The following is a 21821-nucleotide window of genomic DNA, read 5'->3' as shown; positions in this document are numbered from 1 at the left end:
GAAATGGAAAACGGCATTGCCTTCGTACCGATGCCGGGATCGCGGCTACCGAACGGCTGTCCCCTCGGCGGCCGATGCCGGGGCCGGCGGCGCCGTCGTGAGCGCGACGAAGATGCCGAGGCCGTCGCAGAGCCGGCGCAGGCGGGCCAGAACACTGAGCGAGGCCGCCGTCGGCCGACAGGCCGGCATGGACAGGCGTACGAGGCGCGGCCGGTAGGTGAGCACCAGCGTCTGCAGGCGCAGGGCGGCCATGGCGCGGCCGGTGACGTCGAGGTCGGCCGGAAGGCTCACGAGCAGGGTGTGGCCGTCGGTCGTGTGCTCCATGGACATGGCGGGCTGCTTTCCGTCCGGGCGGCGACGCGTGCGGGAACGCACGGTCCGCCGCCCTTCTCGCGCTTCACTGTCCGAGGCGTCTGCCCGCCCACCGGGGCGCCATGCCCTCCGCGACCACGGCGGATGTCGGGGCACTCCGCACCGCCGCCGTCCGCGGTGGTTCCGGCCCGGCGGTGGATGTCAGGGGCTGGCGTCCTGGGGTGCGACCACGGTGAAGAGCGCACCGTCGGGGTCGGCGAGAACGACCCGCCTGCTCGTCGTGGACGTGTGCACGGGAGAGGCGGTACGGCCACCCAGAGCCCCGGTGGCGGCGATCGCCTCCTCCAGGTCCGGTACCGGGAAGTGGACGTGCCAGCGCGGGCGGATGTGGGGATCCGGCGCCTCGTCGACCGCCCCGCCGCTGCTGAGAAGCGCGACGGTGTCGTGGCCGTGGCGCAGGACGACGTGGTCGTGCTCGTGGGACGCGACACAGGAGCCCGACCCCTCCCCGGCCCAGCCGAGGACCTCCCCGTAGAACGTCGAGGCCTCGACGGCGTCGCGGGTGTGCAGCTCCAGCCAGGCCGGGACGCTGCCACGGCCCACCGACCAGTCCGGGACGACGACCCCCTCCCAGAACCCGAAGACCGCCCCGGCGGGATCGGCGGCCAGCCCGGCCCGGCCCGTGCCGAAGGCGAGGGGCCCCACGGCCATGGTCGCCGCACGTTCACAGATCCTGGCGGCGGTGACATCGGCGTCCGCGACGGCGAAGTACGGCGTCCACGCCACGGGCAGGTCGAGACGCTCGGCCAGTGCTCCGATCCCCGCGACGGGCATGCCCTCGTGGAGAGCGACGGAGAACCCGTCCCCGAGGCCGCTGGAGCGGAACTCCCAGCCGAGGACACGGGAGTAGAAGTACTGCGCGGCGGCCAGGTCCCGAGTCATCAGACTGACCCAGCACGGAGCGCCCGCGATCTCATGGCTCGACGTCGACACGGCCGTCACCCTCGGTCACTCATGCGGGACCGGACACCTTCCACCGTAAACCCGGAGAGGACATCGGGGCGCGGGACGGGCGCGCAGGCGCCGGCAGCGGCTGGATGCGGGCCGACGTCACTCCGGACGACTCGCGTCGAAGACGACCTCGTCCGCCCGGCAGACGGTCGCGGCCATGTTGGTACGCATCATCCGCAGGGCCGCCCCGGCCAGCTCCGCGTCGATGTGGGCGACCGCGTCGCTCGCCACGACCACCTCGAAGTGCCGGATGTGGGCGTCCAGGGCCGAGTACAGCACGCACTGCTCCGTCACCTGTCCGCAGAGCACCAGGCGCTCGGCCTTCAACTGGCCCAGCAGGTAGGCCAGCGGGGTCTCGAAGAAGATCGAGTGCCGCGCCTTGACGACGAAGAGCGCTCTCTCGTCGGGCGCGACCGGCTCCACCAGATCGCGGTGGCGGCCGTCGAGGGCGGCCTTGAGGATCTCCCCGTGGTGCGAGCGCCACTCGCCGAAGTTGTCGTTCACGTAGACGACGGGCGAGTCGCCGGCATGCGCGTTCCGCAGTAGTGCCGCGACCCCGGGCAGCGCCTCACGGACGGACGGCACCAGAACCTCGGCGTCCTCGTGCGCATAGGTGTTGAGCATGTCGATCACGATGAGCGCCGTACGAGGCATGGAAGCCGCCGCCTCTCGTCATGTGCCGCTGCCGGCCGGGGGCGGCGACCGGTTCACGAGGTCCGCACGGTCGTCGGCCGGTACAAGTCTCCGCCATTCCCCGAGGAGCAGGCCGGTGCGACACGGGCGGTGTGCCGAGGTCCCGCCCGGTAGCAAGATCGACCAGGGTGACGTGCAGGGAGAATTGCGCGACACAGAGCATCGGCCTTCCGTAAATGTCGTGGACGGCCGTTTCGGACGCCTCCGCGGCGGCAAGTCGCGTGACATGGCGCGTATCGGACGGACGCCGTCGAGCGTGCGTCCGTCGACACCCTGCGGCGCGCCGGGAGATGAACGTCATGACCGGACCCAGCAACCCCGACCCGGACCCCCGTGACCTCCCGGAGGGCAGAACCCTTTCGGGCGAGACCCCACCGGCGGAGTCGGGTACGAGCACAGGCACCGGCCCGTACCGCCCACCGCGGCGCGGCTGGGCGGCAGGCCCGTTGGTGATCATCTGGTCGCTGGCCATTCTGTGCGCCCTGTTCTTCCTCGTGTACGCGATCGTTCTCGCTGCCGACTGACCCGGCCGGCTGCCCTGGCCCCCCACCCCACCCCGTCACGGAAGCGAAGGGAACTGCCATGCCCGACCGCGACGCGAGCAATGCGTCCGACCCGACCGGCGGAAGCGACCGGATGGCGGACGAGGCCCGTGGTGACGACGTGTACCAGCCCACCCGTGTCGACACCGCCGACCGTCCCACCGAGCATCCCGACCCCGACAACTCGCTCATGACCGATCCGCTCGACGACCCGTCAGGGTCCGGCTACTCACCGCCCGAACGCCCGCGGGGCGTCACCCGCCACGGGACCACGCGGCGGGAGCAGCAGGAGGGCGAACCCCTCGACGAGAGGCTCGCGCAGGAAGAGCCCGACCCTCCCGAGCAGCCGCCGGCCGGAGACGGCATCGGAGACCTCCCGGGAGGCCAGGGCGAGCCCGTCGACGAACAGGCGGGGGCGACCCGTGCCGGACGGCTGGCGCCGGTCCGCTCGCGGCCCGGACACGTCGATCACGCCGTCGCCCGGGACGTCGGCCCGGACGACGGGGCCGCGCCGGCCGAGGAGGCCGCGATGCACGTCGACACAGGGGCGGACGAGAACGCCGAGCCGTCGGCGGCGCCCGAGGACGAACCCGGGTGACGGGGCCGGCCGGGAGGCCCGAGTGCCGTGGGCGATTCCGGGCAGTCGCCGGGTGTGAGGTGAACAGTCGTGATGGCCCATCTGGAAGACGAAGCCCACCTGGAAGACGAAGCCCACCTGGTAGACGCAGCACACCCGGTAGACGCAGCAAGGGGACTCCGCCCGGCCGGAGCACCTCCGAAGGCGCGCGTGGTGCGGGTGTCCGGGGATCTGGACATGCACCACGCGAAGGAGGTCCGCTCGACGCTCCTCGGAGCGATCGCCGCGGCACCGCCCGCGACCGAGGTGATCGTCGATCTCACGTACTCGTCCTTCTGCGACTCCTCCGGACTCAACGCGCTCCTGGCCGCCCGACAGTGGGCCTTGGAATCGGGCCACCCCCTCCGGCTGGGGGCGCCCTCCCACCAGATGCTGCGCCTCATGGAGATCACGGACACGGCCGGGCTGTTCGCGATGGGCCCCGCCCCCCGAGATGGCTAGGGTCCCGGGGCGGCAAGGGTCCCGGGGCCCTAGCCATCCCGGGGCAGCAAAGGCGTCTACGCCAGAGGCCGGCGCAACGCACTGGCGCCCCGGTCCCACGCCTCGCGGATGTGATCGGCGAGCCGGCCCTCCAGGAAGACGGTCGCGGCGCAGCCGAGGACGACGTCGGCCTCCAGCTCGGGCTCCGCGGAGAGGAGTCCGTCGACGACCCCGTGGCGCACGACCTGTTCGTGGACGGCGTCGGCCTCCACGTGTTCGGCGTAGAAATGTTCCGCGGCCGCACCCGCCCCGCACCGGCGCATCGCCCTGGCAAGCCGCCTGGACCCGGGTGACGAGGTGATCTCGACGCAGGCGAAATGGCCGACGAGTGCGCCGCGCAGGGCTCGGTGGAGCCCGAAGAGGGACATCAGGTTCACCGTCGCGAGGAGCGGCGCGGGCGCGTGGTCCAGATACCGCCCGTAGGCGGGGTCGAGGCCGAGGTCGGTCATGAGGTCCGCGAAGAGCCGCGCGTGGACGCGGTCGGCGCGGCCCGCGCCGAACTCGTCGTACTCGATGGCGGCCATGGAGGCCTTGGCCCGTCCCGTGAGGCGCGGGATGACCCAGACGTGGGGGTCGGCCTCCTTGAGGTGGTAGAGGGAGCGCAGGGCCGCGTACTCGCGCAGCTGCCACAGCTCGCCCTCGGTCTCCAGGCGGTGGCTGAGGCTGCCGGAGAGGTCCACGGGCTCCACGAGCAGCGGTGCGAAGGCCTCAGCGGCCGTCCCGGGCGTATCGGGCAGTCCGACGCGCAGGGCATCCAGGAAGCGGTCCTCCATCGCCCGGCGCAGCAGCAGCAGTTCGGGGTCCCACTCGCGCGCGTCGTCGACTCCCGCGAAGCCGCGGTAGTGCAGTTCGTACAGAAGGTAGAGGGCGAGCTGGAGGTCCTCGCCCCAGGCGTCGGCGTCCGGCACGGCCCCGGCCTCGTACCGCGGCGCGCTGCCCGACCGCAGGGCTTGCGTCACGGCGCGGGACAACTCGCCCCGGCCCTCCACGAGGAGGGGAGCGGGGTCGGCGACCGACGGGCTCGGGCCGGCAGGGGGCATCACGGTTTCCTTTCCTCGGTAGGCGGGGCGGACCGCTCGCGGCGGCGGTGGCTGGTGTCGCACCAGGGGTACGTACGGCTGCGGCGGCAGGTACAGAGGGCGACGGCGAAGCGGTCGGAACGGGCGACCGTCCCGTCGTCCAGAACGACCTCGACGGGACCCTCCACGAGGACGGGCCCCTGCGGGTCGACGGACACCCGGCGCGCGGGAGTCCGGGACGCGGGCTGCGAGCCCCCGGCTTCGTCACGCGTTCCGGGCACGGACGACCACCAGCTCTTCCCACTGCTCGGCTTCGCACGCCAGGCCCTGCCGCTCCAGCCAGGACCGTCGCGAACGCAGGACCGGACCCCACGGGACGGAGACACGCGCCGCGACCTCGGCGGACAGGCCCGCGCCCGTCAGTCTGTCCACCGTCGCCTCCGGTCCGCACATGCCCGAGTGCACCATCAGCAGGACACCGCCCGGGCGCAGCAGGGCCGGAGCGGCCGCACAGATCCTGTCGATCACCAGACGTCCGTCGGGGCCCGCGTCCCAGGCCCGCTCGGGGCCCCGCGAGGGCAGCCGGGCCCTCGGAGCCGGCACGTAGGGAGGGTTCGTCACGACCAGGTCGAAGTGCCGCCCCGCCGTACGCGCCACGAAGTCCCCGTGCAGGACGCGCAAGGGCAGGCGGCGCACCGCGGCGTTCACGCGGGCCGTCGCCACCGCGGACCAGGAGACGTCGACCGCTGTGACGGATGCGCCCCGGTGCGCGGCCTGCAGGGCCAGAGCGCCGGTCCCCGTGCCGATCTCCAGGACGTCCGTCCCGGGGCCGAGCTCCTCGTGGGCGAGTGTCTGGGCGAGCAGATGGGTGTCCGCCTGTGGCCGGTAGACGCTCGGGAGCGCGACCAGGCCGCCGAGGAGGGGCCCCGGGGTGAGAGCCGTGCCGGTCAGCGTGGACATCGCGTACCTCCGGATCAGGGTGCGGCTCCCGTACGAGCCGCGTACACACGGTGCGGGTGGCTCGCGTCAGGGCGCGAAGAGGACCTTGACGGCTCCGTCCCGCTTCTTCTGGAACATCTCGTAAGCCTCTGGTGCCTGTTCGAGCGGCAGGCGGTGCGTGGCGAAGTCGTCGACGCCGAGGGGATCCCCGTCGGTGAGCAGGGGGAGGATGTCGTCGACCCAGCTCAGGACGTTGGCCTGGCCCATCCGCAGATGCAGCTGCTTGTCGAACATGGTCAGCAAGGGCAGCGGATCGAGCGCGCCGCCGTACACCCCGGACACCGAGACGGTGCCACCGCGGCGGACGAGGTCGATGGCCGTGTAGAGGGCGGAGAGCCGGTCGACCCCCGCGCGCTTCATCATGGCCGCCGCGAGGGCGTCCGGCAGGTGGGTGGTCAGTCCCTGCGCGGCGGCGGCGATGCGGCTGCCGTGGGCCTCCAGGCCCACCGCGTCGACGACGGCGTCCGGGCCCCGCCCCCCGGTCAGCGACCGGACCGCGTCGGCCAGGTCGTCACCGCACTCCCGGAGGTCCAGGGCGTGGACGCCGCGGCGGCGGGCCCTCTCCAGGCGCTCGGGGACGAGGTCGATCCCGATGACCGTGCCGGCGCCGCGATGAGCGGCGATGCGGCAGCTCATGTCGCCGATGGGCCCCAGTCCCAGGACCGCGACGCTCCCGCCCGGCGGGACGGCCGCGTAGGCGACCGCCTGCCACGCCGTGGGCAGGACGTCGGACAGATAGACGAACCGGTCGTCGGACGGTCCGTCCGGGACCGGGATCGGGAGGGAGTTCCCGAACGGAACGCGGAGGTACTGGGCCTGGCCGCCCGGGATCTGGCCGTAGAGCTTCGTGTACCCGAAGAGGGAAGCCCCGGTGCCGTGCTCCCGCACCTGCGTCGTCTCGCACTGGGAGTGCAGCCCCTGGTCGCACATGAAGCAGGACCCGCACGAGACGTTGAACGGGATGACCACGCGGTCCCCCGCGGCGAGGGCGGTGACGTCCGGACCCACCTCCTCGACGACGCCCATGGGCTCGTGGCCCAGGATGTCGCCGGGATCGAGGAACGCCCCGAGGATCTCGTAGAGGTGCAGGTCGGATCCGCACAGGCCGGTCGTCGTGATCCTGACGATCACGTCGTCGCCGTCACGGATCACGGGATCGGGCACGGTGTCCACACGGACGTCCCTCTTTCCGTGCCAGGTGACTGCCCTCATGACGCCGCCTCCTCCTCTGTCGGGTGCCTCGACCTGTTCCTAGCGCGCGCCTGCCCCGTGCCCGGCGACGAAAACGGACATCCGGCAGCCGGCCGTCCGCTCGGAGACCCCTCCACCGCGCCTGGTCCTCGTCCCCCCGAGGGGGAGTCGACACCCCCTAGTCCCCCTGTCGGGAGACGTAGCTCCCGGCGTACGTACGTCCCTTCCACGCCGCCCCGCGGCCCCGGTAGTGCTGCACGGCCGAGTCCACGGTCATCAGCAGATAGAGGAGGGCGGTGAAGGGCAGCAGCGCGGCGAGCCACAGCGGCTGCCGGTAGTAACGGAGCATCGGCAGGTACGTCCCCGCCATCACCGCCCAGGCCGCACCCCCTGCCCAGGCCGATGCGGGGTCCCCCGTCAGAGCACCCGCCACCAGGGCCACCGGCGGCACGAGGTAGATCACGACGAGACCCGCCACCGTGCCCGTGAGCAGCAGCGGGTTGTTGCGCAGCTGCGCGTACGCGCTCCGCGAGACCATCCGCCACAGCTCGCCGAGGCCCGGGTAGGGGCGGATGCTGTCGACCCGCTCCGCGAGCCCCAGCCAGATCCGGCCGCCCGACCGCCGCACCGCCCGCGCGAGCGACACGTCGTCGATCACCGCCCGCCGGATCGCCTCCGGCACGCCGGCCGCCACCGCCGTCTCCGTCCGCAGCAGCACGCAGCCGCCCGCCGCGGCCGTCGCGCGGGGCCGCGCCCCGTTGATCCAGCGGAAGGGGTAGAGCTGCGCGAAGAAGTAGACGAAGGCGGGCACGACGAGCCGCTCCCACGGGCTCGCGACGCGCAGCCGGGCCATCTGCGAGACCAGGTCCAGGTCGTTGGCCCGCGCCGCCGCGACGAGGAGCCGCAGACTGTCCGGCCCATGGGCGATGTCCGCGTCCGTCAGGAGCAGGAACTCCGGATCACGCGCGCGTGCCAGGGCCATGCCGTGCCGCAGCGCCCACAGCTTCCCCGTCCACCCGGGCTCCGGCTCGCCCGGCGACACGACGGTCAACGGCAGCCCACGACGCTCGCCGGCAGCCCCGTACCGCTCCCCGGTCACCCCGTACCGCTCCCCGGCCGCCCCGTACCGTTCCCCGGTCACCCCGTACCGCTCCCCGGTCGCCCCGTACCGCTCCGCCAGTTCTGCGGCGACGCGCCCCGTGCCGTCCGTGCTGCCGTCGTCGACCAGGATCACCTCGGCCTCGCCGGGGTAGTCCTGCGCCAGCAGCGACGGCAGGCTCAGCGGCAGCACCTCGGCCTCGTCCCGCGCCGGTACGACGACCACGACCCGCGGCCACCCGCCCCCGGCGCCTGCGGCACCGTCCTCCCCGACCGGCGGCAGACGCTGGTCCGTGCGCCAGAAGAAGCCCTGGCCCAGCAGCAGCCAGAGCCAGGTGGCCAGGGAAGCGGTCGCGAACCAGGCAAGGGTGCTCATTTGCCGCAGTCTGCCCCAGATCGCCGGGCGTACGAGGCCCATCGGCTAGGGTGACCGGGTGAAGATCGCGCTCATGGATTCCGGAATCGGCCTGCTCCCGGCGGCTGCCGCGGTGCGTCGGCTGCGGCCGGACGCCGATCTGCTCCTCTCCAACGACCCGGACGGCATGCCGTGGGGTCCGCGTACCCCCGAGGACCTCACCGGGCGCGCCCTCGCGGTCGCCCTCGCCGCCGCCGAGCACGGGCCGGAGGCGCTCATCGTGGCCTGCAACACCGCCACCGTGCACGCCCTGCCCGCCCTGCGCGCCGCGCTCGAACCGGGCGTCCCCGTCATCGGCACCGTCCCGGCCATCAAGCCCGCCGCCGCGGCCGGCGGCAAGGTCGCCATCTGGGCCACTCCGGCCACCACCGGCAGCGCCTACCAGCGCGGCCTGATCCGCGACTTCGCGGACGGCGCCGAGGTCACCGAGGTGCCCTGCCCCGGGCTCGCCGACGCCGTGGAGCACGCCGACCGGGACGCCGTGGACGCGGCCGTCGCCGCGGCCGCCGCCCTCACCCCGACGGACGTCCGCGCCGTCGTCCTCGGCTGCACCCACTACGAGCTGGTCGAGGGGCGCATCCTCGCCGCCCTGCAGGCGCGCCGCCGGGACGGGCTGCCACCGATCGTCTTCCACGGCTCCGCCGACGCCGTCGCCGCCCAGGCGCTGCGCCGGATCGGTGCCGAGCCGGCGCCCGACGCGGACCCCACCGGCAGCCTGTCCGTGCTGCTCAGCGGCCGCCCCGGACAGCTCCCCGCCACCGCCCTCGGCTACGCCGAAGGCCGTCTCCTCGGGGCCACCGCACCCGCTCACTGACCGTGAGGGAGTGACCGCGCCCCGACGCGCTGCGCCGCGCGATCCTGGGTACTCTTCCTGACATGAGGCAGTACCCCCGGGACCAGCACGCCGACAAGCGGAAACCCGCCGTCTGGACCGGCCGCGCCACCAACCGCGTCCAGTGGCTCGCGGCCCTGGCCGGCGCCGCCTGCATGGCGCTCGGCATCACGATCGCGGTCGAGTCGGCCTGGACCTCCGGGATCGCGGCGCTCCTCATGGCGGTGATCGGCTGCGTCGCGGCCGGACTCCTCGTCCTCTTCGGCACGCTCGCCTTCGTCCACGTGGCCGTCAAGGTCGACGACCGCGCCATGGAGGTCCGCTGTGGCCACATCGGCCTGCCGCGCCGCCGCATCCCCCTCTCCCATGTCGTCGGCGCGGACTTCGCCCCGAGCGTGAACCCGCGCCAGTGGGGCGGCTGGGGCTACCGCTGGCGCCCCGAGAAGGGCACGGCGGTGATCGTCCGACGGGGCGAAGGCCTCGTCCTGCGGCTCGGCGACGGCCGTACGTTCACGGTCACGGTCGACGACGCCGAGTCCGCGGTCCGGGTCATCCGCGACCGCCTCCGCCACCCGGCCCCGCCCGGCCCGCCCGCCACGACGGGCGTCTGAGCCCTCCTCGGACGGCGGGCCCAGGACACCGCACCCGGCTCGTACCGGCCTCGGTATCCACCGGGGCGCCCCGTAGACTCCGCAAGGTGAGCGCCACCATCACCCCCGCACCCGCCCCCGCGTCCGGAGCCGAGGGTCCGCCCGCGCAGGGTTCCCAGCTGCGACGGTTCGTGCGGCCCGCCACGGCCCTGCTGTCCGGGCTCCTGCTCTTCCTCAGCTTCCCGCCGCGCCCCCTGTGGTGGCTCGCCCTGCCCGCGTTCGCGCTGCTCGGCTGGACCCTGCGGGGCCGTCGCCCGCGCGCCGGATTCGGCCTCGGCTACCTGGCAGGCCTGGGCTTCATGCTCCCGCTGCTCATCTGGACCGGCGAGGAGGTCGGCCCCGTCCCGTGGGTCGCCCTCGCCGCGATCGAGGCGCTCTTCGTGGCCGCCGCCGGGCTCGGCATCGCGGCCGTCTCCCGGCTCCCGTGGTGGCCCTTCTTCGCAGCCGGGGTGTGGATCCTCGCGGAGGCGGCACGCGCGCGCGTGCCCTTCGGTGGCTTCCCCTGGGGCAAGATCGCCTTCGGGCAGGCGGACGGCGTCTTCCTGCCGCTCGCCGCCGTCGGCGGTACCCCGGTGCTCGGCTTCGCGGTCGCCCTCTGCGGCTTCGGGCTGTACGAGGCATACCGGCGGCTCCGCGCCTACCGCGCCACCGGCGCCGTCCCGCGCGGTCCGCTCGCCGCCACCGCGCTCGCCGTGCTCCTGCCGGTCACGGGCGCGGTCGCCGCGCTGCCGCTCGTCGACGACTCGGCCGAGGACGGCACCGCGACCGTCGCCGCCGTCCAGGGCAACGTCCCCCGCCTGGGCCTCGACTTCAACTCCCAGCGCCGCGCCGTCCTCGACAACCACGCCGCCCGCACCCGCGAGCTCGCCGAGGCCGTCAAGGAGGGCCGCGAGCCGCAGCCCGACTTCGTCCTGTGGCCGGAGAACTCCTCGGACATCGACCCGTACGCGAACGGCGACGCGGCCGACGTCATCGACGGCGCCGTCCGGGCCATCGGGGCGCCCACCGTCATCGGTGCGGTCCTCGCCCCGCCGACCGGCAAGCTCCGCAACACCCTCATCCAATGGGACCCGGAGCTCGGCCCCGTGGCCACGTACGACAAGCGGCACGTCCAGCCCTTCGGCGAGTACATCCCGATGCGGCCCTTCGTACGGCTCTTCAACAGCAACGTCGACCGGGTCAGCCGCGACTTCGGAGCCGGTACGAAGGTCGGCGTCTTCGACCTCGCCGGCACCAAGGTCGGCCTCGCCACCTGCTACGAGGCGGCCTTCGACTGGGCCGTGCGGGACACCGTCACCCACGGCGCGCAGCTCATCACCGTCCCCAGCAACAACGCCACCTTCGGCCGCAGCGAGATGACCTACCAGCAGCTCGCCATGTCCCGCGTGCGGGCCGTCGAGCACAGCCGGTCGGTCGTCGTGCCCGTCACCAGCGGGGTCAGCGCGGTCATCCGCCCCGACGGCGAGATCGTCTCGCAGACGAAGATGTTCACCCCCGACGTCCTCGTCGAGGAGGTGCCCCTGCGCTCCTCGCTCACCCCGGCCACCCGCATGGGCACCCTGCCCGAGGCCCTGCTCGTGGCCCTCGCCGCCGCCGGCCTCGGCTGGTCGGCGCTCCGCTCCGCGCGGGCCCGGCGCAAGCCGGCCGAGGAGGCCGCGACCGGGGCAGCGGGAACCGAGGGATCCGCGGTCCAGGGATCCGCGGTCTAGGGATCCGCGGTCTAGGGATCCGCGTACGGGGGATCCGCGTACGGGGGATCCGCGTGCGAGGGATCCGCGTCCGGGGGATCCGGAGCCGCGTGATCCGGGCCCTGCCCCGGATCACGGATGATCTAGGGTCGGAGTCATGGCTACCCCTGACTTCATCCGTACGCTGCGCGAGACGGCCGGACACCAGCTCCTCTTCCTGCCGGGGGTGAGCGCCGTGGTCTTCGACGACCGGGGCCGGGTGCTGCTCGGCCGGCGCGCGGACAACGGCGTGTGGGCGGTCATCGGCGGCATCGTCGAGCCCGGCGAGCAGCCTGCCGACTGCGCGGTCCGCGAGGTGTTCGAGGAGACCGCCGTGCACTGCGTACCGGAGCGGATCCTGCTCGTGGAGACCCTGCGCAAGCCCGTGGTCTACCCCAACGGCGACACCTGCCAGTACATGGACGTCGCCTTCCGCTGCCGGGCGGTCGGCGGAGAGGCCAGGGTCAACGACGACGAGTCGACCGAGGTCGGCTGGTTCGAGGTGGACGACCTGCCGGAGATGAAGCGCTTCTCGTACCTCCGGATCGAGAAGGCGCTCGCCGACGACCCCACATGGTTCCGCACCACAGAGACCGGCTGAACTGTAGGCGGGCACCACATCGGTGGGGGAGTGGCCCGTTCGTAGGGTGCGGAGCATGAGCGCCCCCATCAGCAGCCCTCTCGGCCCCGGCTCCGCGTCCCCCACGGCCTCGCCCGCTCCGCTGCCCGGGGCCGTCGCCCTCGACCTCACCGGCCGCACCGCGCTCGTCACCGGCGCGGCCGGCGGCATCGGGCGGGCCTGCGCGCTGCGGCTCGCCGCCGCCGGGGCCCGGGTCAGAGCCGTTGACCGGGCGGCCGAGGGCCTGGAGACGCTGGTGGGCGAGGCCGCCGGTCTCCCCGGAAGCGTCGACCCCCGGCTCCTCGACCTCACCGACCTGGACGCGGCCGAGGGCGCGGCCGCCGGAGCCGACATCCTCGTGAACAACGCCGGACTCCAGCTCGTCCGCCCCATCGAGGACTTCCCGCCGGACGTCTTCCACACCGTGCTCACGGTGATGCTGGAGGCGCCCTTCCGTCTGATCAGGGGCGCGCTGCCGCACATGTATGCCCAGGGCTGGGGGCGGATCGTCAACCTCTCCTCCGTCCACGGGCTGCGCGCCTCCGCCTTCAAGTCCGCCTATGTGGCCGCCAAACACGGTCTCGAAGGCCTCTCGAAGACCGCCGCCCTCGAAGGCGCTCCGCACGGGGTCACCTCCAACTGCGTCAGCCCCGGCTACGTACGCACCCCGCTCGTCGAGCGGCAGGTCGCCGACCAGGCCGCCGCCCACGGCATCCCCCGCGAGCGGGTCCTCTCGGAGGTGCTGCTCAAGGACTCGGCGCTCAAGCGCCTCATCGAGCCCGAGGAGGTCGCCGAGGCCGTCCTCTACCTGTGCACCCCGCAGGCCTCGTTCATCACCGGCACCTCGCTCACCCTCGACGGCGGCTGGACCGCCCACTGAGCTGCCCCCCGCGGTCGCGGTGGTGAAGCTTGTCCACAGGGGTGGTGCGAGCACACGTCCGGCAGGTATCCCTGTGTCCATGTCCCACGAACACGTCTCCTACCTGGAACTCCTCGCGAGGGGAGCCGCGACGGAGGCCTACGACCGGCCCGTGCTGCTCGCCCGCGCGAGCGGCGCGGGCCCCGAGGCGCTGGCCGGGCTCGAAGAGGCCAAGACGCTCGCCCTGCGCGTACGGGCCGAGCTGGAGGGGCGGCGGCGCCGTGAGGCGGAGCTGTCCGCGCTCATCGAGACCGCCCACGACCTCGCGGGACTCCGCGACCTCGACGCCGTGCTGCGCGCCATCGTCCAGCGCGCCCGCTCGCTCCTCGGCACCGAGGTCGCCTACCTGAGCCTCAACGACCCGGTCGCGGGCGACACGTACATGCGGGTCACGGAGGGCTCCGTCTCCGCGCGCTTCCAGCAGGTGAGGCTCGGCATGGGCGAGGGCCTCGGCGGGCTCGTCGCGCAGACCGCCCGCCCGTACGTCACGGACGACTACTTCGAGGACGAGCGCTTCCAGCACACCCGGACGATCGACACGGCGGTACGGGACGAGGGCCTCGTCGCCATCCTCGGCGTCCCGCTCAGCCTCGGCAGCCAGGTGATCGGCGTCCTCTTCGCCGCCGACCGCAGGGCCAGGGTCTTCGAGCGCGAGCAGGTCGCCCTGCTCTGCTCCTTCGCCGCACACGCCGCCGTCGCCATCGACACGGCCAACCTGCTCGCCGAGACCCGCTCGGCCCTGGCCGAGCTGGAGCGGGCCAACGACATCATCCGCGAGCACAGCGGTGTCATCGAGCGGGCCTCCGAGGTCCACGACCGGCTCTCCGAGCTCGTCCTGCACGGGGGCGGCGTCCACGACGTGGCCGACGCGGTCTCCGAGGTCCTCGGCGGCACCGTCGAGTTCACCGAGACGGACGCCGGATCGGTCCGCCGCGCGGAGGGCCACGCCGTCCGCGAGGGCGACGACTGGGTCGCCGCCGTCTCCGCCGGCGGCGAGGCCCTCGGCGCCCTCGTCCTCCGCGGCCGGCCCGAGCTCGACCCCGTCGACCAGCGGACCCTGGAACGGGCCGCGCTCGTCACCTCCCTGCTGCTGCTCGCCCGCCGCTCCGCCGGAGAGGCCGAGCAGCGGGTGCGCGGCGAACTCCTCGACGACCTCCTCGACGCCCCCGACCGCGACCGCCGCCTATTGCGCGAGCGCGCCGCCCGGCTGCGCGCCGACAGCGCCGCGCCCCACGTCGTGCTCGCCGCCCGCGTCGACCGGGCGGGCGGCGCGGCCGACACCGATGCCGGCCGCCGCGAGAGCGCCGACCGGCGGCGCCTCGGCGCGGCGGCCTCGCACCTCGCCGCCACCCGGCACGGACTCGCCTCCGCCCGCGACGGCGGCACGGTCCTGCTGCTGCCGCTCGGCCCCGGCGAGAGCGCCGCCGACCTGGCCCGCCAGACCGCCCGCCACCTCGGCGACACCCTGCGCGAGTCCGTCACCGTCGGTGCCTCCGCCCCCGTACGCGCGCCCCTCGACCGCCCGGACGAGGTCGGCGTCGCCTACGAGGAGGCCCGCCGCTGCCTCGACGCGCTCCGGCTCCTGCACCGCTCCGGCCAGGGGGCGGCCGCCGAGGACCTGGGCTTCCTCGGGCTGCTCCTCGCCGACAGCCGCGACATCGGCGGCTTCGTCGACCGGACCGTGGGCCAGGTCGTCGCCTATGACCGCCGCCGGGGCACCGATCTCGTCCGCACCCTGGACGCGTACTTCGCGAGCGGCATGAGCCCGGCCCGCACCAAGGAGGAGCTCCACGTCCACGTCAACACGGTGGCCCAGCGCCTGGAACGGGTCGGCCGGCTTCTCGGCCCGGACTGGCAGTCCCCGGCCCGCGCCCTGGAGATCCAGCTGGCCCTGCGCCTGCACGCGCTCGCGGGGGCGGTCCCGGGGAGGTGACGCGAGAAGTGCCCCGTGCCGGGCTCGTGAGGAGCGCGGCACGGGGCACTTCGGCATCCGTCAGACGTCGGCGCCGACCCGGGGCCTCTCGGAGGTCCGCTCGGCGATCTCGCCGAGGTCGCGCTCGCGGGTCTCCTCGGCGCAGGCGATGGCGACGACGGTGAGCAGCGCGGCGGCGATCACGTACAGCGCGATCGGCGTCGAGTCGCCGTAGTCGGCCAGCAGAGCGGTCGCGATGAGCGGTGCCGGGGCGCCGGCGGCCACGGAGGAGAACTGGGCGCCGATGGAGGCGCCGGAGTAGCGCACGCGGGTCGCGAACATCTCGGAGAAGAAGGCGGCCTGGGGCGCGTACATCGCCCCGTGGAGGACCAGGCCGACGGTCACGGCGAGCAGCAGCGAGCCGAAGGTGCCCCGGTCGATCAGGGAGAAGAACGGGAACATCCAGGCGCCGACACCGATCGCGCCGATCAGGTACACGGGGCGGCGGCCGAGCCGGTCGGAGAGCGCGCCCCAGAGCGGGATCACCGCGAAGTGGACGGCGGAGCCGATGAGGACGGTGTTCAGCGCGGTCTGCTTGGAGAGACCGACCTGGGTGGTCGCGTAGACGAGGATGAACGCGGTGATCACGTAGTACGAGATGTTCTCGGCCATCCGGGCGCCCATCGCGACGAGCACGTCCCGCCAGTGGTGCCGCAGGACGGAGACCAGCGGAAGCTTCTCGACCTGCCCGGCGACCGCCTTGCGCTCCTCGGCCGCGGCGAGCGCGGCCTTGAAGACGGGCGACTCGTCGACGGAGAGCCGTATCCACAGCCCGACGATCACGAGGACGCCGGAGAGCAGGAAGGGGATGCGCCAGCCCCAGGAGGCGAAGGCGGCGTCCGAGAGCAGCGCGGTCAGCGCGGACAGCACACCGGTCGCGAGCAGCTGCCCGGCGGGCGCGCCGGTCTGCGGCCACGAGGCCCAGAAGCCGCGCCGCTTCGCGTCGCCGTGCTCGGACACGAGGAGTACGGCCCCGCCCCACTCGCCCCCGAGCGCGAAGCCCTGGACGAGACGCAGGACGGTCAGCAGCACCGGGGCGGCGGAGCCGATGGTCGCGTGGGTCGGCAGCAGCCCGATGGCGAAGGTCGCCCCGCCCATCAGGAGCAGGCTCAGGACGAGGAGCTTCTTCCGCCCGAGCCGGTCCCCGTAGTGCCCGAACACCAGCGCCCCGAGCGGCCGGGCGGCGAACCCGACGGCGTACGTCAGGAAGGAGAGCAGGGTCCCGACGAGCGGGTCGGACTCGGGGAAGAACAGCTTGTTGAACACGAGCGCCGCGGCGGAGCCGTACAGGAAGAAGTCGTACCACTCGATCGTCGTGCCGATGAGGCTGGCGGCGACGATCCGCTTGAGGGAACCGGGTGGCGTCGGGGAGGTTGTTGCGGCGGACATGTGCACCACTTCCAGGCAAGGGCGGGGACGATTCGGTGTCGCCACACCGTAGGAAGTGGCAGGTCAGCGTCGTATGTGGTGGGACACCATAGTTCAGCGGGGCCGTGTACGCCCAGCCTCCATGGCCTGCTGACGCGCCCGCCGACTCGTGGCCGCGCCGACAGGCCCGGCAGGCCGGTCGGACAACCTACCTTGGCGCCTGTCGCGTGTTCAGTCCGCCCGGATGCCCAGGACGCACGCGTCGTCCTCGTGGTCCGCGATCTCGGGATGGGTCAGCAGCGCGTCGATCACCTGCTGCGGTTCCAGGGCGGACGCGTCCTCCACTGCATGGGCCAGCCGCGCGATGCCCTCGGTCACGTCTTCGCCCCGGCGCTCGACCATGCCGTCGGTGTAGAGCACCAGCAGATCGCCCGGGCGCAGCGGCGTGGACGACGTCTCGTAGGCGTACCCCGGAAGCGCACCGAGGAGCGGACCGCGGTGCTCGGCGACCAGCGGTTCGGCCCGGCCGTCACGCAGCAGGAGCGGTGCGGGGTGCCCGGCGTCGGCCCAGTGCAGGACCTTGTTTTCGTCGAGGTGACCGGCCACCACCGTGGCCGTCTGTCCCGCCGGGTCGCTGCAGACCAACTCGTTCAGCCAGGTCGTGATCTCGCCGGCGGACGCTCCCGTCTGGGCCAGGCCGGCCAGCGCGTGCCGCTGCTGAGCCATCCGCGCCACGGCGTCCAGGCCGTGTCCCGACGCGTCGCCGATCGCGACGAGCACCCGGCCGTCCGGCAGCAGTCGGCACTTGTACCAGTCACCACCCACCGCGGCGTCGGGCTCGGCCGGCCGGTAGGAGGCCGCCACCGTCAGCCCGACCGCCGCCAGCGCCTCGGAATGCGTGGGGAGAAGAGCCTCGCGCAGCGCGTCCGCGACCTTCCGCTCCGCTGCCGTCTGCCGCCGCAGCCGGTCCGACTCCCGCTCCGTCTCGGCGAGCCGTCGACGGCTGCGAATCTGCGGCGTGAGGTCACGGGCCACCAGGTTGACCGCCCACGCCCTGCCGTCCGTGCCGGTGACCGGCCGCCCCAGCAGGTCGAGCGTACGGAGTTCGCCGAGCACGAGGAAACGGATCCGGGTCCAGGCGGGCTCCTCACCTGCCAGGACCGAGCTGAGGAACTCCGCGAGCGCCGTCAGATCGTCCGGCAGCAACGCGTCGCACAACTGCTCCAGCGTCCACGGCATGCGCACATCGGCGTGGAAGATCCGGCTGAGCCCTTCGGACCAGGTCACCTTCCCCGAGAGCAGATCCCAGTTCCCCCATCCCATCGACGCCAGGAACTGGGCGTCGATCGTCAGCAGCTCCGCCCGGCTCTGCACGGGCTGCCAGGTCGCGAGCACCTGGTCGCCGCACCGGGCCGCGGAGTACAGCAGCGGAGCCCGGTGGATGCGGCCGAGCCGCTGCTCCGTGTAGTCCACCACCAGCCCGTCCAAGGGCTTGCCGGCGTCCACGACATCCGCCAGCGCGGCCAGCAGTCCGGACGTCGCCGCTCCCGGCCGTGCCTCCAGGAACCGCTGACCGATCTGGTGCTCCGGCGCCTCCAGCCAGTCCGCCGACCGGACGCGGTTGCCGGCCGCGATGCGGAAGTCCAGGAGGGCGCCCGCCTCGTCCCACACCGGTTCGAGGAGCACGGCTGAGACCGGGATCGCGGCGAGCACCGAGCAGAGGCCGCTGCCGGCCGGCTCGTGGGTGCTGCACACGCATCGCGACACCCCGTCCGTCTCCGCGGACGGCGGGAGCACTGCCAAGGACTGGAGGGGTGATGTCAGTTCCGTGCTGGCCGATCCACTGAGCGGACGCTCCGCATTCCGGCGCACCACCGTGCGCAGGGCGGTGGTCTCGCGGTGGATCATGTCCTTGAGGGCATCGATACTGTCGGGCAGGGGAAAGCTCATCCTTCGCCTCCGCGAACTCCATGCCACGCGCTCGTCTGCCGAACACCGGCGACGACACGTGGCTCGATTCCGCTGACCTCCCGGCTGACGGCGACCTGCCCGGCCGCCCGGGCCCCGATCACCAGGGGGCGGGTGCCCACCGTGGGGCGGTCCATGCACACGCCCTAGAAGGCGTTGTGCCGCTTCGTGTACGGCTCCGACCGGGAGGCATGACCCCGCTCCGGACGGTCCGAGCCGTCCGCGACTCCTGCTGACGGCCCCTTCGCGGACCTCCCCGCCGGTCCGTCCGGGTCCCTTTTCCCGTCTCGGGGAGGGGCGGGCACCATGGCTGCCCCAGGGGGCTTCTCCTTCGCCAGGGCCCGCGTGCAGTACGCGTCGATCCGTGACTCGCCGCCGGCCGCCGCGGCGAGCCGCTGCCAGGCCGCGGAGTTGTGCGAGGGGTCGGCGGCTTCCGCCGTGTGGTGACGCAGGTGCGTGCGGCACAGGGACGTGAAGCCGTCGACGTGCCCGGGCTCGCCGGCGGGTTCCCGCACGGTCGGAGGGCCGGGGGCGGCGGGAGGCGACGGCGGGGCCACGCGCCGCTCCGGGGTCGCGGACGGGCGCGGGCCGGAGACGGGAGTGGAGCCGGGGGACGGCGTACGGCCGGCGGGGGCGGGCCGCTCGGAGGACTGGTCGGCTTCGGCGGGGAGAGGGGTCGAGGCCACGGCGACGCCGCTCAGGGAGAGTCCGGCGAGCGCGGCACCCAGGTAGGTGCGCAGGGGGAGCCGGGAGGACGTGGCCGCATCGCGCGGGCGCCAGTCATCCGAAGGGAGGGGGAGGGCGTCGAGGGCGCCGGAATCCCGGGCCGCTCGGAACGCCGTCAGGGCTGCGGCCTCGGCCTCGGCGGCAGCGGCGGAGGCGGGCGGGGACGCGGGGACGAGGGCCTCGGTCAGCAGACGCTCGATCCCGGGGTCCGAGGCGGAGGAGGGGACGGCCGCGGCGGGGCGCTCAGTCATCGGGTCCTCCAGGGGTCGGCACGGTGGGGCGTCGTCGGGTGATCGGGCGGAGATCGAGCTCCTGTAAGGGGAGGCGCCGGCGCAGGGTCGCGAGCCCGCGGCTCACGGCCATCCGCACGGCGCCGGGACGCTTCCCGAGGATGCGCGCGGCCGACGGGTTGTCGAGGCCGACGATCGTCGTCAGAAGTACCGCCTCCGCCTGGCTCCGTGGCAGTCCGGCGAGCTGAGCCAGCACCCGTTCGGTGGCGAGCGCCTGGAGCGCCTGGTCGTCGGTGAGCTCGGGGGAGGCGGGATGGGGCAGGTCGTCCAGCGTGGTGGACGACTTCCTGGGGCGGACCTTCTCGCGCCGCAGCAGGTCCAGGGCGCGGTTGCGGGCTATGGAGACGGTCCAGGCGCGGAAGCCGGCCCCGTCGCCGCGGAAGCGTCCCAGGTCACGCGCGATCTCCAGCCAGGCGGTGGCGCACACGTCCTCCGCCTCGTCACCGACGAGACCCCGCAGGTAGCCGATGAGGAGCGGGTTCACGAGGCGGTAGGCCAGCGTGAAGCCGTCCTCGTCGCCCTGCTGGGCCCGCTTCACCGCCTCCTCGAGTTCTCGGTCGTGGGCCCCGCCGTCCCGACTCCCGTGCCCGGTCGCCGGTTTCTGCTGGTACACCCCTGGATCCCATTCCTCGCGTCTTCCCCGCCACCCCTGGCCGAGCCGAATGATCTTCCCGCACAGGACTATCACAGCGGTTCCACAGGCCGGTTGAGGGGGCGGGATCAGACCCGGACCCGTCTCGCACGGGAGCGGCCGGGGAGGGTCAGGTAGAACTCGTACAGCGATTCCGCGGGGCCGAGGCGGTAGCGGTTCTCGACTTTGGTGAGCGGGCTGCGTATGCGTCCGTCCGGCATCCGCACCCCCACCCGCTGGCCGAAGTACTCGCGTTGGGAGGCGTCCAGGTCCACCCAGACCGCGCCCGCCTGTCGCACCAGGACCTCACCCACGTACGAGCCGAGCCCGAAGAGCAGACTCCGCGGTGTCTCGGCCCGCGCGTCACCGTCCCGGCGCAGGCCGTCGATGAGGAAGTCCACCACACGCAGGCTCGCGGTCGAGTAGTTCAGCGGGAGCGGGCCGTGGGCGGTGGCGGAGCGGCGGACGGCGAGTGCCCTGAGGAGCCCCGCGGAGTGTCGCGGCATGTCCGCCGCGGTGATGCCGTGTCGATGCATGCCGGCCCCTGGGGAGTCGATGGGGAGCCGACGGTTTCGGTTCCCTCGCTTCCTGAGCGGGCAGGGGTCCGGAAGTGTCACACGTGACGCGTGGGGCAGAGTGAGGGCCATGACTGCGTACGAGACGATGTCGTTCCACCTGGAGACCGAGCGCCTGATACTGCGGCCGTGGGCCGAGTCGGATGCCGCCGAGTTCACCGCCCTCCTCTCCGAACGGGACAAGGGGACCTTCACGGTCGAGCGCACCCGGACCGGAATCGTGGAGCTGCTCGCGGCCACGGAGGAGACGGGGATCGCGCTGCTGCCCATCCAGCGCCGTGAGGAAGGTGACTTCATCGGCTACTGCGGGCTGATCATCGGCCGCGCCACCCTGGACGAGCCCGAGATCGCATACGAGCTGTTCCGGCACGCGCACGGGCGCGGCTACGCCACGGAGGCGGCCGCGGCGGTCGTCGAGGCCGCCGCGGCGACTGGGCGGAAGCGGCTCTGGTCGACCGTCGGCACGTGGAACGCACCGTCGTTGCGCGTCCTGGAGAAGCTCGACTTCGAGCGGGACCACCTCTCCATGGAGGAGAACGGCGAAGTGGTCTGGCTCACGCGCCCGTTGCCGTGAGGTCCCGCCCGCCCTGGGTTTCCAGGGCGGCGATCATGTCGTGCAGCCAGGCGAGTTCGGCCCGTGACGTCGCCCGGGCGATCAGCAGGATGCCGCTGCGGAAGGGGTCGGTGATCCGCTCGGCGTCGAGCGGCCCGGCCTCGTCGTGGAAGAAGCTCGCCGGCTCTTCGAGGAAGGCGAGACGCCGGCGGAGCACGACGGCCTGAGCGGCGGGATCGTCGAGGTGGCGGAGGAAGGCCAGCACGGTGAACCAGCGGTTCTCGTCGCTGATGTCCAACTGCTCCGGCGTGCGCAGCCGTTCGAGCAGTGCTGCCCGCCCCTCAGGCGTCAGGTGCAGGGTGTGCCGGGGGGCGGCGGTCGAACCGGGCTCGGTCTCGCGGACGAGCAGGCCGTCGGCTTCGAGGCGCTTGATCGCCGGATAGAGGGTGCCGTCGCTGAGCGGACGGATGTGGCCCGTCAGGGCGGCCAGGTGCCGGCGCAGTTCGTAGCCGTGCATCGGCCGGTCCCGAAGGAACCCGAGGATCGCGAGCTTGAGCATGGGCCCATGGTGTCAGAACCGGCGAGGTATCAAGG

Annotated in this window: 24 protein-coding genes; 10 read left to right on the top strand and 14 right to left on the bottom strand. The window is 73.4% G+C overall.

The features are described 5' to 3' along the window. Positions 1–45: 45 nt before the first annotated feature. The 3 genes from IE124_RS19105 to IE124_RS19095 form a co-directional block, all read right to left on the bottom strand. Positions 46–375, bottom strand: coding sequence for a hypothetical protein (locus IE124_RS19105; RefSeq protein ID WP_229832593.1), 330 nt, complete (start codon positions 373–375; stop codon positions 46–48). A gap of 138 nt (positions 376–513) precedes the next feature. Continuing rightward, entirely contained in the window at positions 514–1254 is a 741-nt protein-coding gene (locus IE124_RS19100; protein WP_189509022.1) for a VOC family protein, read from the bottom strand. A 168-nt stretch (positions 1255–1422) separates the two neighbouring features. After that, entirely contained in the window at positions 1423–1977 is a 555-nt protein-coding gene (locus tag IE124_RS19095; protein WP_189509021.1) for a cysteine hydrolase family protein, read from the bottom strand. A 338-nt stretch (positions 1978–2315) separates the two neighbouring features. Here IE124_RS19095 and IE124_RS19090 point away from each other — a divergent pair, with 338 nt between their 5' ends. The 3 genes from IE124_RS19090 (at position 2316) to IE124_RS35385 (ending at position 3636) form a co-directional block, all read left to right on the top strand. Next, positions 2316–2540 carry a DUF6480 family protein gene (locus IE124_RS19090; RefSeq protein WP_189509020.1) on the top strand — a complete coding sequence of 75 codons (225 nt, stop codon included), beginning with the start codon at positions 2316–2318 and terminating at the stop codon, positions 2538–2540. Between the two features lie 58 nt (positions 2541–2598). After that, on the top strand, positions 2599–3156 hold the full coding sequence (locus IE124_RS19085; protein ID WP_229832591.1) for a DUF5709 domain-containing protein: 558 nt from the start codon (positions 2599–2601) through the stop codon (positions 3154–3156). A gap of 72 nt (positions 3157–3228) precedes the next feature. Then, positions 3229–3636, top strand: a complete 408-nt coding sequence (locus IE124_RS35385) for an STAS domain-containing protein (RefSeq protein WP_268246740.1) — start codon at positions 3229–3231, stop codon at positions 3634–3636. 56 nt (positions 3637–3692) lie between these two features. On the opposite strand, the gene IE124_RS19075 is transcribed toward IE124_RS35385, so the two are convergent. The 5 genes from IE124_RS19075 to IE124_RS19055 all read right to left on the bottom strand — a co-directional run bounded on the left by IE124_RS19075 (position 3693) and on the right by IE124_RS19055 (position 8358). Next, positions 3693–4715 carry an iron-containing redox enzyme family protein gene (locus IE124_RS19075; protein WP_189509018.1) on the bottom strand — a complete coding sequence of 341 codons (1023 nt, stop codon included), beginning with the start codon at positions 4713–4715 and terminating at the stop codon, positions 3693–3695. Beyond that, positions 4715–4975, bottom strand: a complete 261-nt coding sequence (locus IE124_RS19070) for a CDGSH iron-sulfur domain-containing protein (protein ID WP_229832587.1) — start codon at positions 4973–4975, stop codon at positions 4715–4717. Before IE124_RS19070 ends, IE124_RS19075 begins: the two co-directional genes overlap by 1 nt. Beyond that, positions 4959–5654, bottom strand: coding sequence for a HemK2/MTQ2 family protein methyltransferase (locus IE124_RS19065; protein ID WP_189509017.1), 696 nt, complete (start codon positions 5652–5654; stop codon positions 4959–4961). Before IE124_RS19065 ends, IE124_RS19070 begins: the two co-directional genes overlap by 17 nt. A 66-nt stretch (positions 5655–5720) precedes the next feature. Continuing rightward, the gene (locus tag IE124_RS19060; protein ID WP_189509016.1) at positions 5721–6905 is read right to left on the bottom strand and encodes a zinc-dependent alcohol dehydrogenase; all 1185 of its coding nucleotides are present in this window, start codon (positions 6903–6905) and stop codon (positions 5721–5723) included. Between the two features lie 157 nt (positions 6906–7062). Further along, positions 7063–8358: a glycosyltransferase gene (locus tag IE124_RS19055; protein WP_189509015.1), complete on the bottom strand. Its 1296-nt coding sequence runs from the start codon at positions 8356–8358 to the stop codon at positions 7063–7065. 58 nt (positions 8359–8416) lie between these two features. Here IE124_RS19055 and IE124_RS19050 point away from each other — a divergent pair, with 58 nt between their 5' ends. From IE124_RS19050 to IE124_RS19025, 6 genes are all read left to right on the top strand, one after another. Beyond that, complete coding sequence (locus IE124_RS19050) at positions 8417–9211, top strand: glutamate racemase (RefSeq protein WP_189509014.1); 795 nt, start codon at positions 8417–8419, stop codon at positions 9209–9211. 62 nt (positions 9212–9273) lie between these two features. After that, the gene (locus tag IE124_RS19045) at positions 9274–9840 is read left to right on the top strand and encodes a hypothetical protein (RefSeq protein ID WP_189509013.1); all 567 of its coding nucleotides are present in this window, start codon (positions 9274–9276) and stop codon (positions 9838–9840) included. An 86-nt stretch (positions 9841–9926) separates the two neighbouring features. Further along, entirely contained in the window at positions 9927–11588 is a 1662-nt protein-coding gene (gene lnt / locus IE124_RS19040) for an apolipoprotein N-acyltransferase (protein ID WP_189509012.1), read from the top strand. Between the two features lie 136 nt (positions 11589–11724). Then, positions 11725–12207 (top strand): NUDIX hydrolase, encoded by a 483-nt coding sequence (locus IE124_RS19035; RefSeq protein WP_189509011.1) that lies wholly within the window; start codon positions 11725–11727, stop codon positions 12205–12207. Between the two features lie 55 nt (positions 12208–12262). After that, complete coding sequence (locus IE124_RS19030; protein WP_189509010.1) at positions 12263–13105, top strand: 3-hydroxybutyrate dehydrogenase; 843 nt, start codon at positions 12263–12265, stop codon at positions 13103–13105. 79 nt (positions 13106–13184) lie between these two features. Further along, complete coding sequence (locus IE124_RS19025; RefSeq protein WP_189509009.1) at positions 13185–15077, top strand: helix-turn-helix domain-containing protein; 1893 nt, start codon at positions 13185–13187, stop codon at positions 15075–15077. A 60-nt stretch (positions 15078–15137) separates the two neighbouring features. On the opposite strand, the gene IE124_RS19020 is transcribed toward IE124_RS19025, so the two are convergent. The 5 genes from IE124_RS19020 to IE124_RS19000 form a co-directional block, all read right to left on the bottom strand. After that, a complete protein-coding gene (locus IE124_RS19020; protein ID WP_189509008.1) occupies positions 15138–16505 on the bottom strand; it encodes an MFS transporter in 1368 nt (455 codons plus the stop codon). A 210-nt stretch (positions 16506–16715) separates the two neighbouring features. Next, positions 16716–18434 (bottom strand): PP2C family protein-serine/threonine phosphatase, encoded by a 1719-nt coding sequence (locus tag IE124_RS19015; protein WP_189509007.1) that lies wholly within the window; start codon positions 18432–18434, stop codon positions 16716–16718. 164 nt (positions 18435–18598) lie between these two features. Continuing rightward, entirely contained in the window at positions 18599–19429 is an 831-nt protein-coding gene (locus IE124_RS19010; protein ID WP_189509006.1) for a hypothetical protein, read from the bottom strand. After that, positions 19422–20081 (bottom strand): RNA polymerase sigma factor, encoded by a 660-nt coding sequence (locus tag IE124_RS19005; protein WP_189509005.1) that lies wholly within the window; start codon positions 20079–20081, stop codon positions 19422–19424. The genes IE124_RS19010 and IE124_RS19005 overlap by 8 nt, the downstream gene beginning before the upstream one ends. 107 nt (positions 20082–20188) lie before the next feature. Further along, positions 20189–20635, bottom strand: coding sequence for a hypothetical protein (locus tag IE124_RS19000; protein ID WP_229832585.1), 447 nt, complete (start codon positions 20633–20635; stop codon positions 20189–20191). Positions 20636–20744: 109 nt separating this feature from the next. Between IE124_RS19000 and IE124_RS18995 the strand changes: the two genes are divergently transcribed. Further along, positions 20745–21248 carry a GNAT family N-acetyltransferase gene (locus IE124_RS18995; protein WP_189509004.1) on the top strand — a complete coding sequence of 168 codons (504 nt, stop codon included), beginning with the start codon at positions 20745–20747 and terminating at the stop codon, positions 21246–21248. On the opposite strand, the gene IE124_RS18990 is transcribed toward IE124_RS18995, so the two are convergent. After that, the gene (locus IE124_RS18990; protein WP_189509003.1) at positions 21229–21786 is read right to left on the bottom strand and encodes a PadR family transcriptional regulator; all 558 of its coding nucleotides are present in this window, start codon (positions 21784–21786) and stop codon (positions 21229–21231) included. The genes IE124_RS18995 and IE124_RS18990 overlap by 20 nt on opposite strands. Positions 21787–21821: the final 35 nt, after the last annotated feature.

Origin of the sequence: Streptomyces narbonensis, assembly GCF_014649015.1 — a bacterium.
In the GTDB taxonomy this organism is placed as follows: Bacteria; Actinomycetota; Actinomycetes; order Streptomycetales; family Streptomycetaceae; genus Streptomyces; species Streptomyces narbonensis.
Note: the sequence above shows the minus strand (reverse complement) of the source record. Positions and strands in the feature narration are given on the sequence as shown.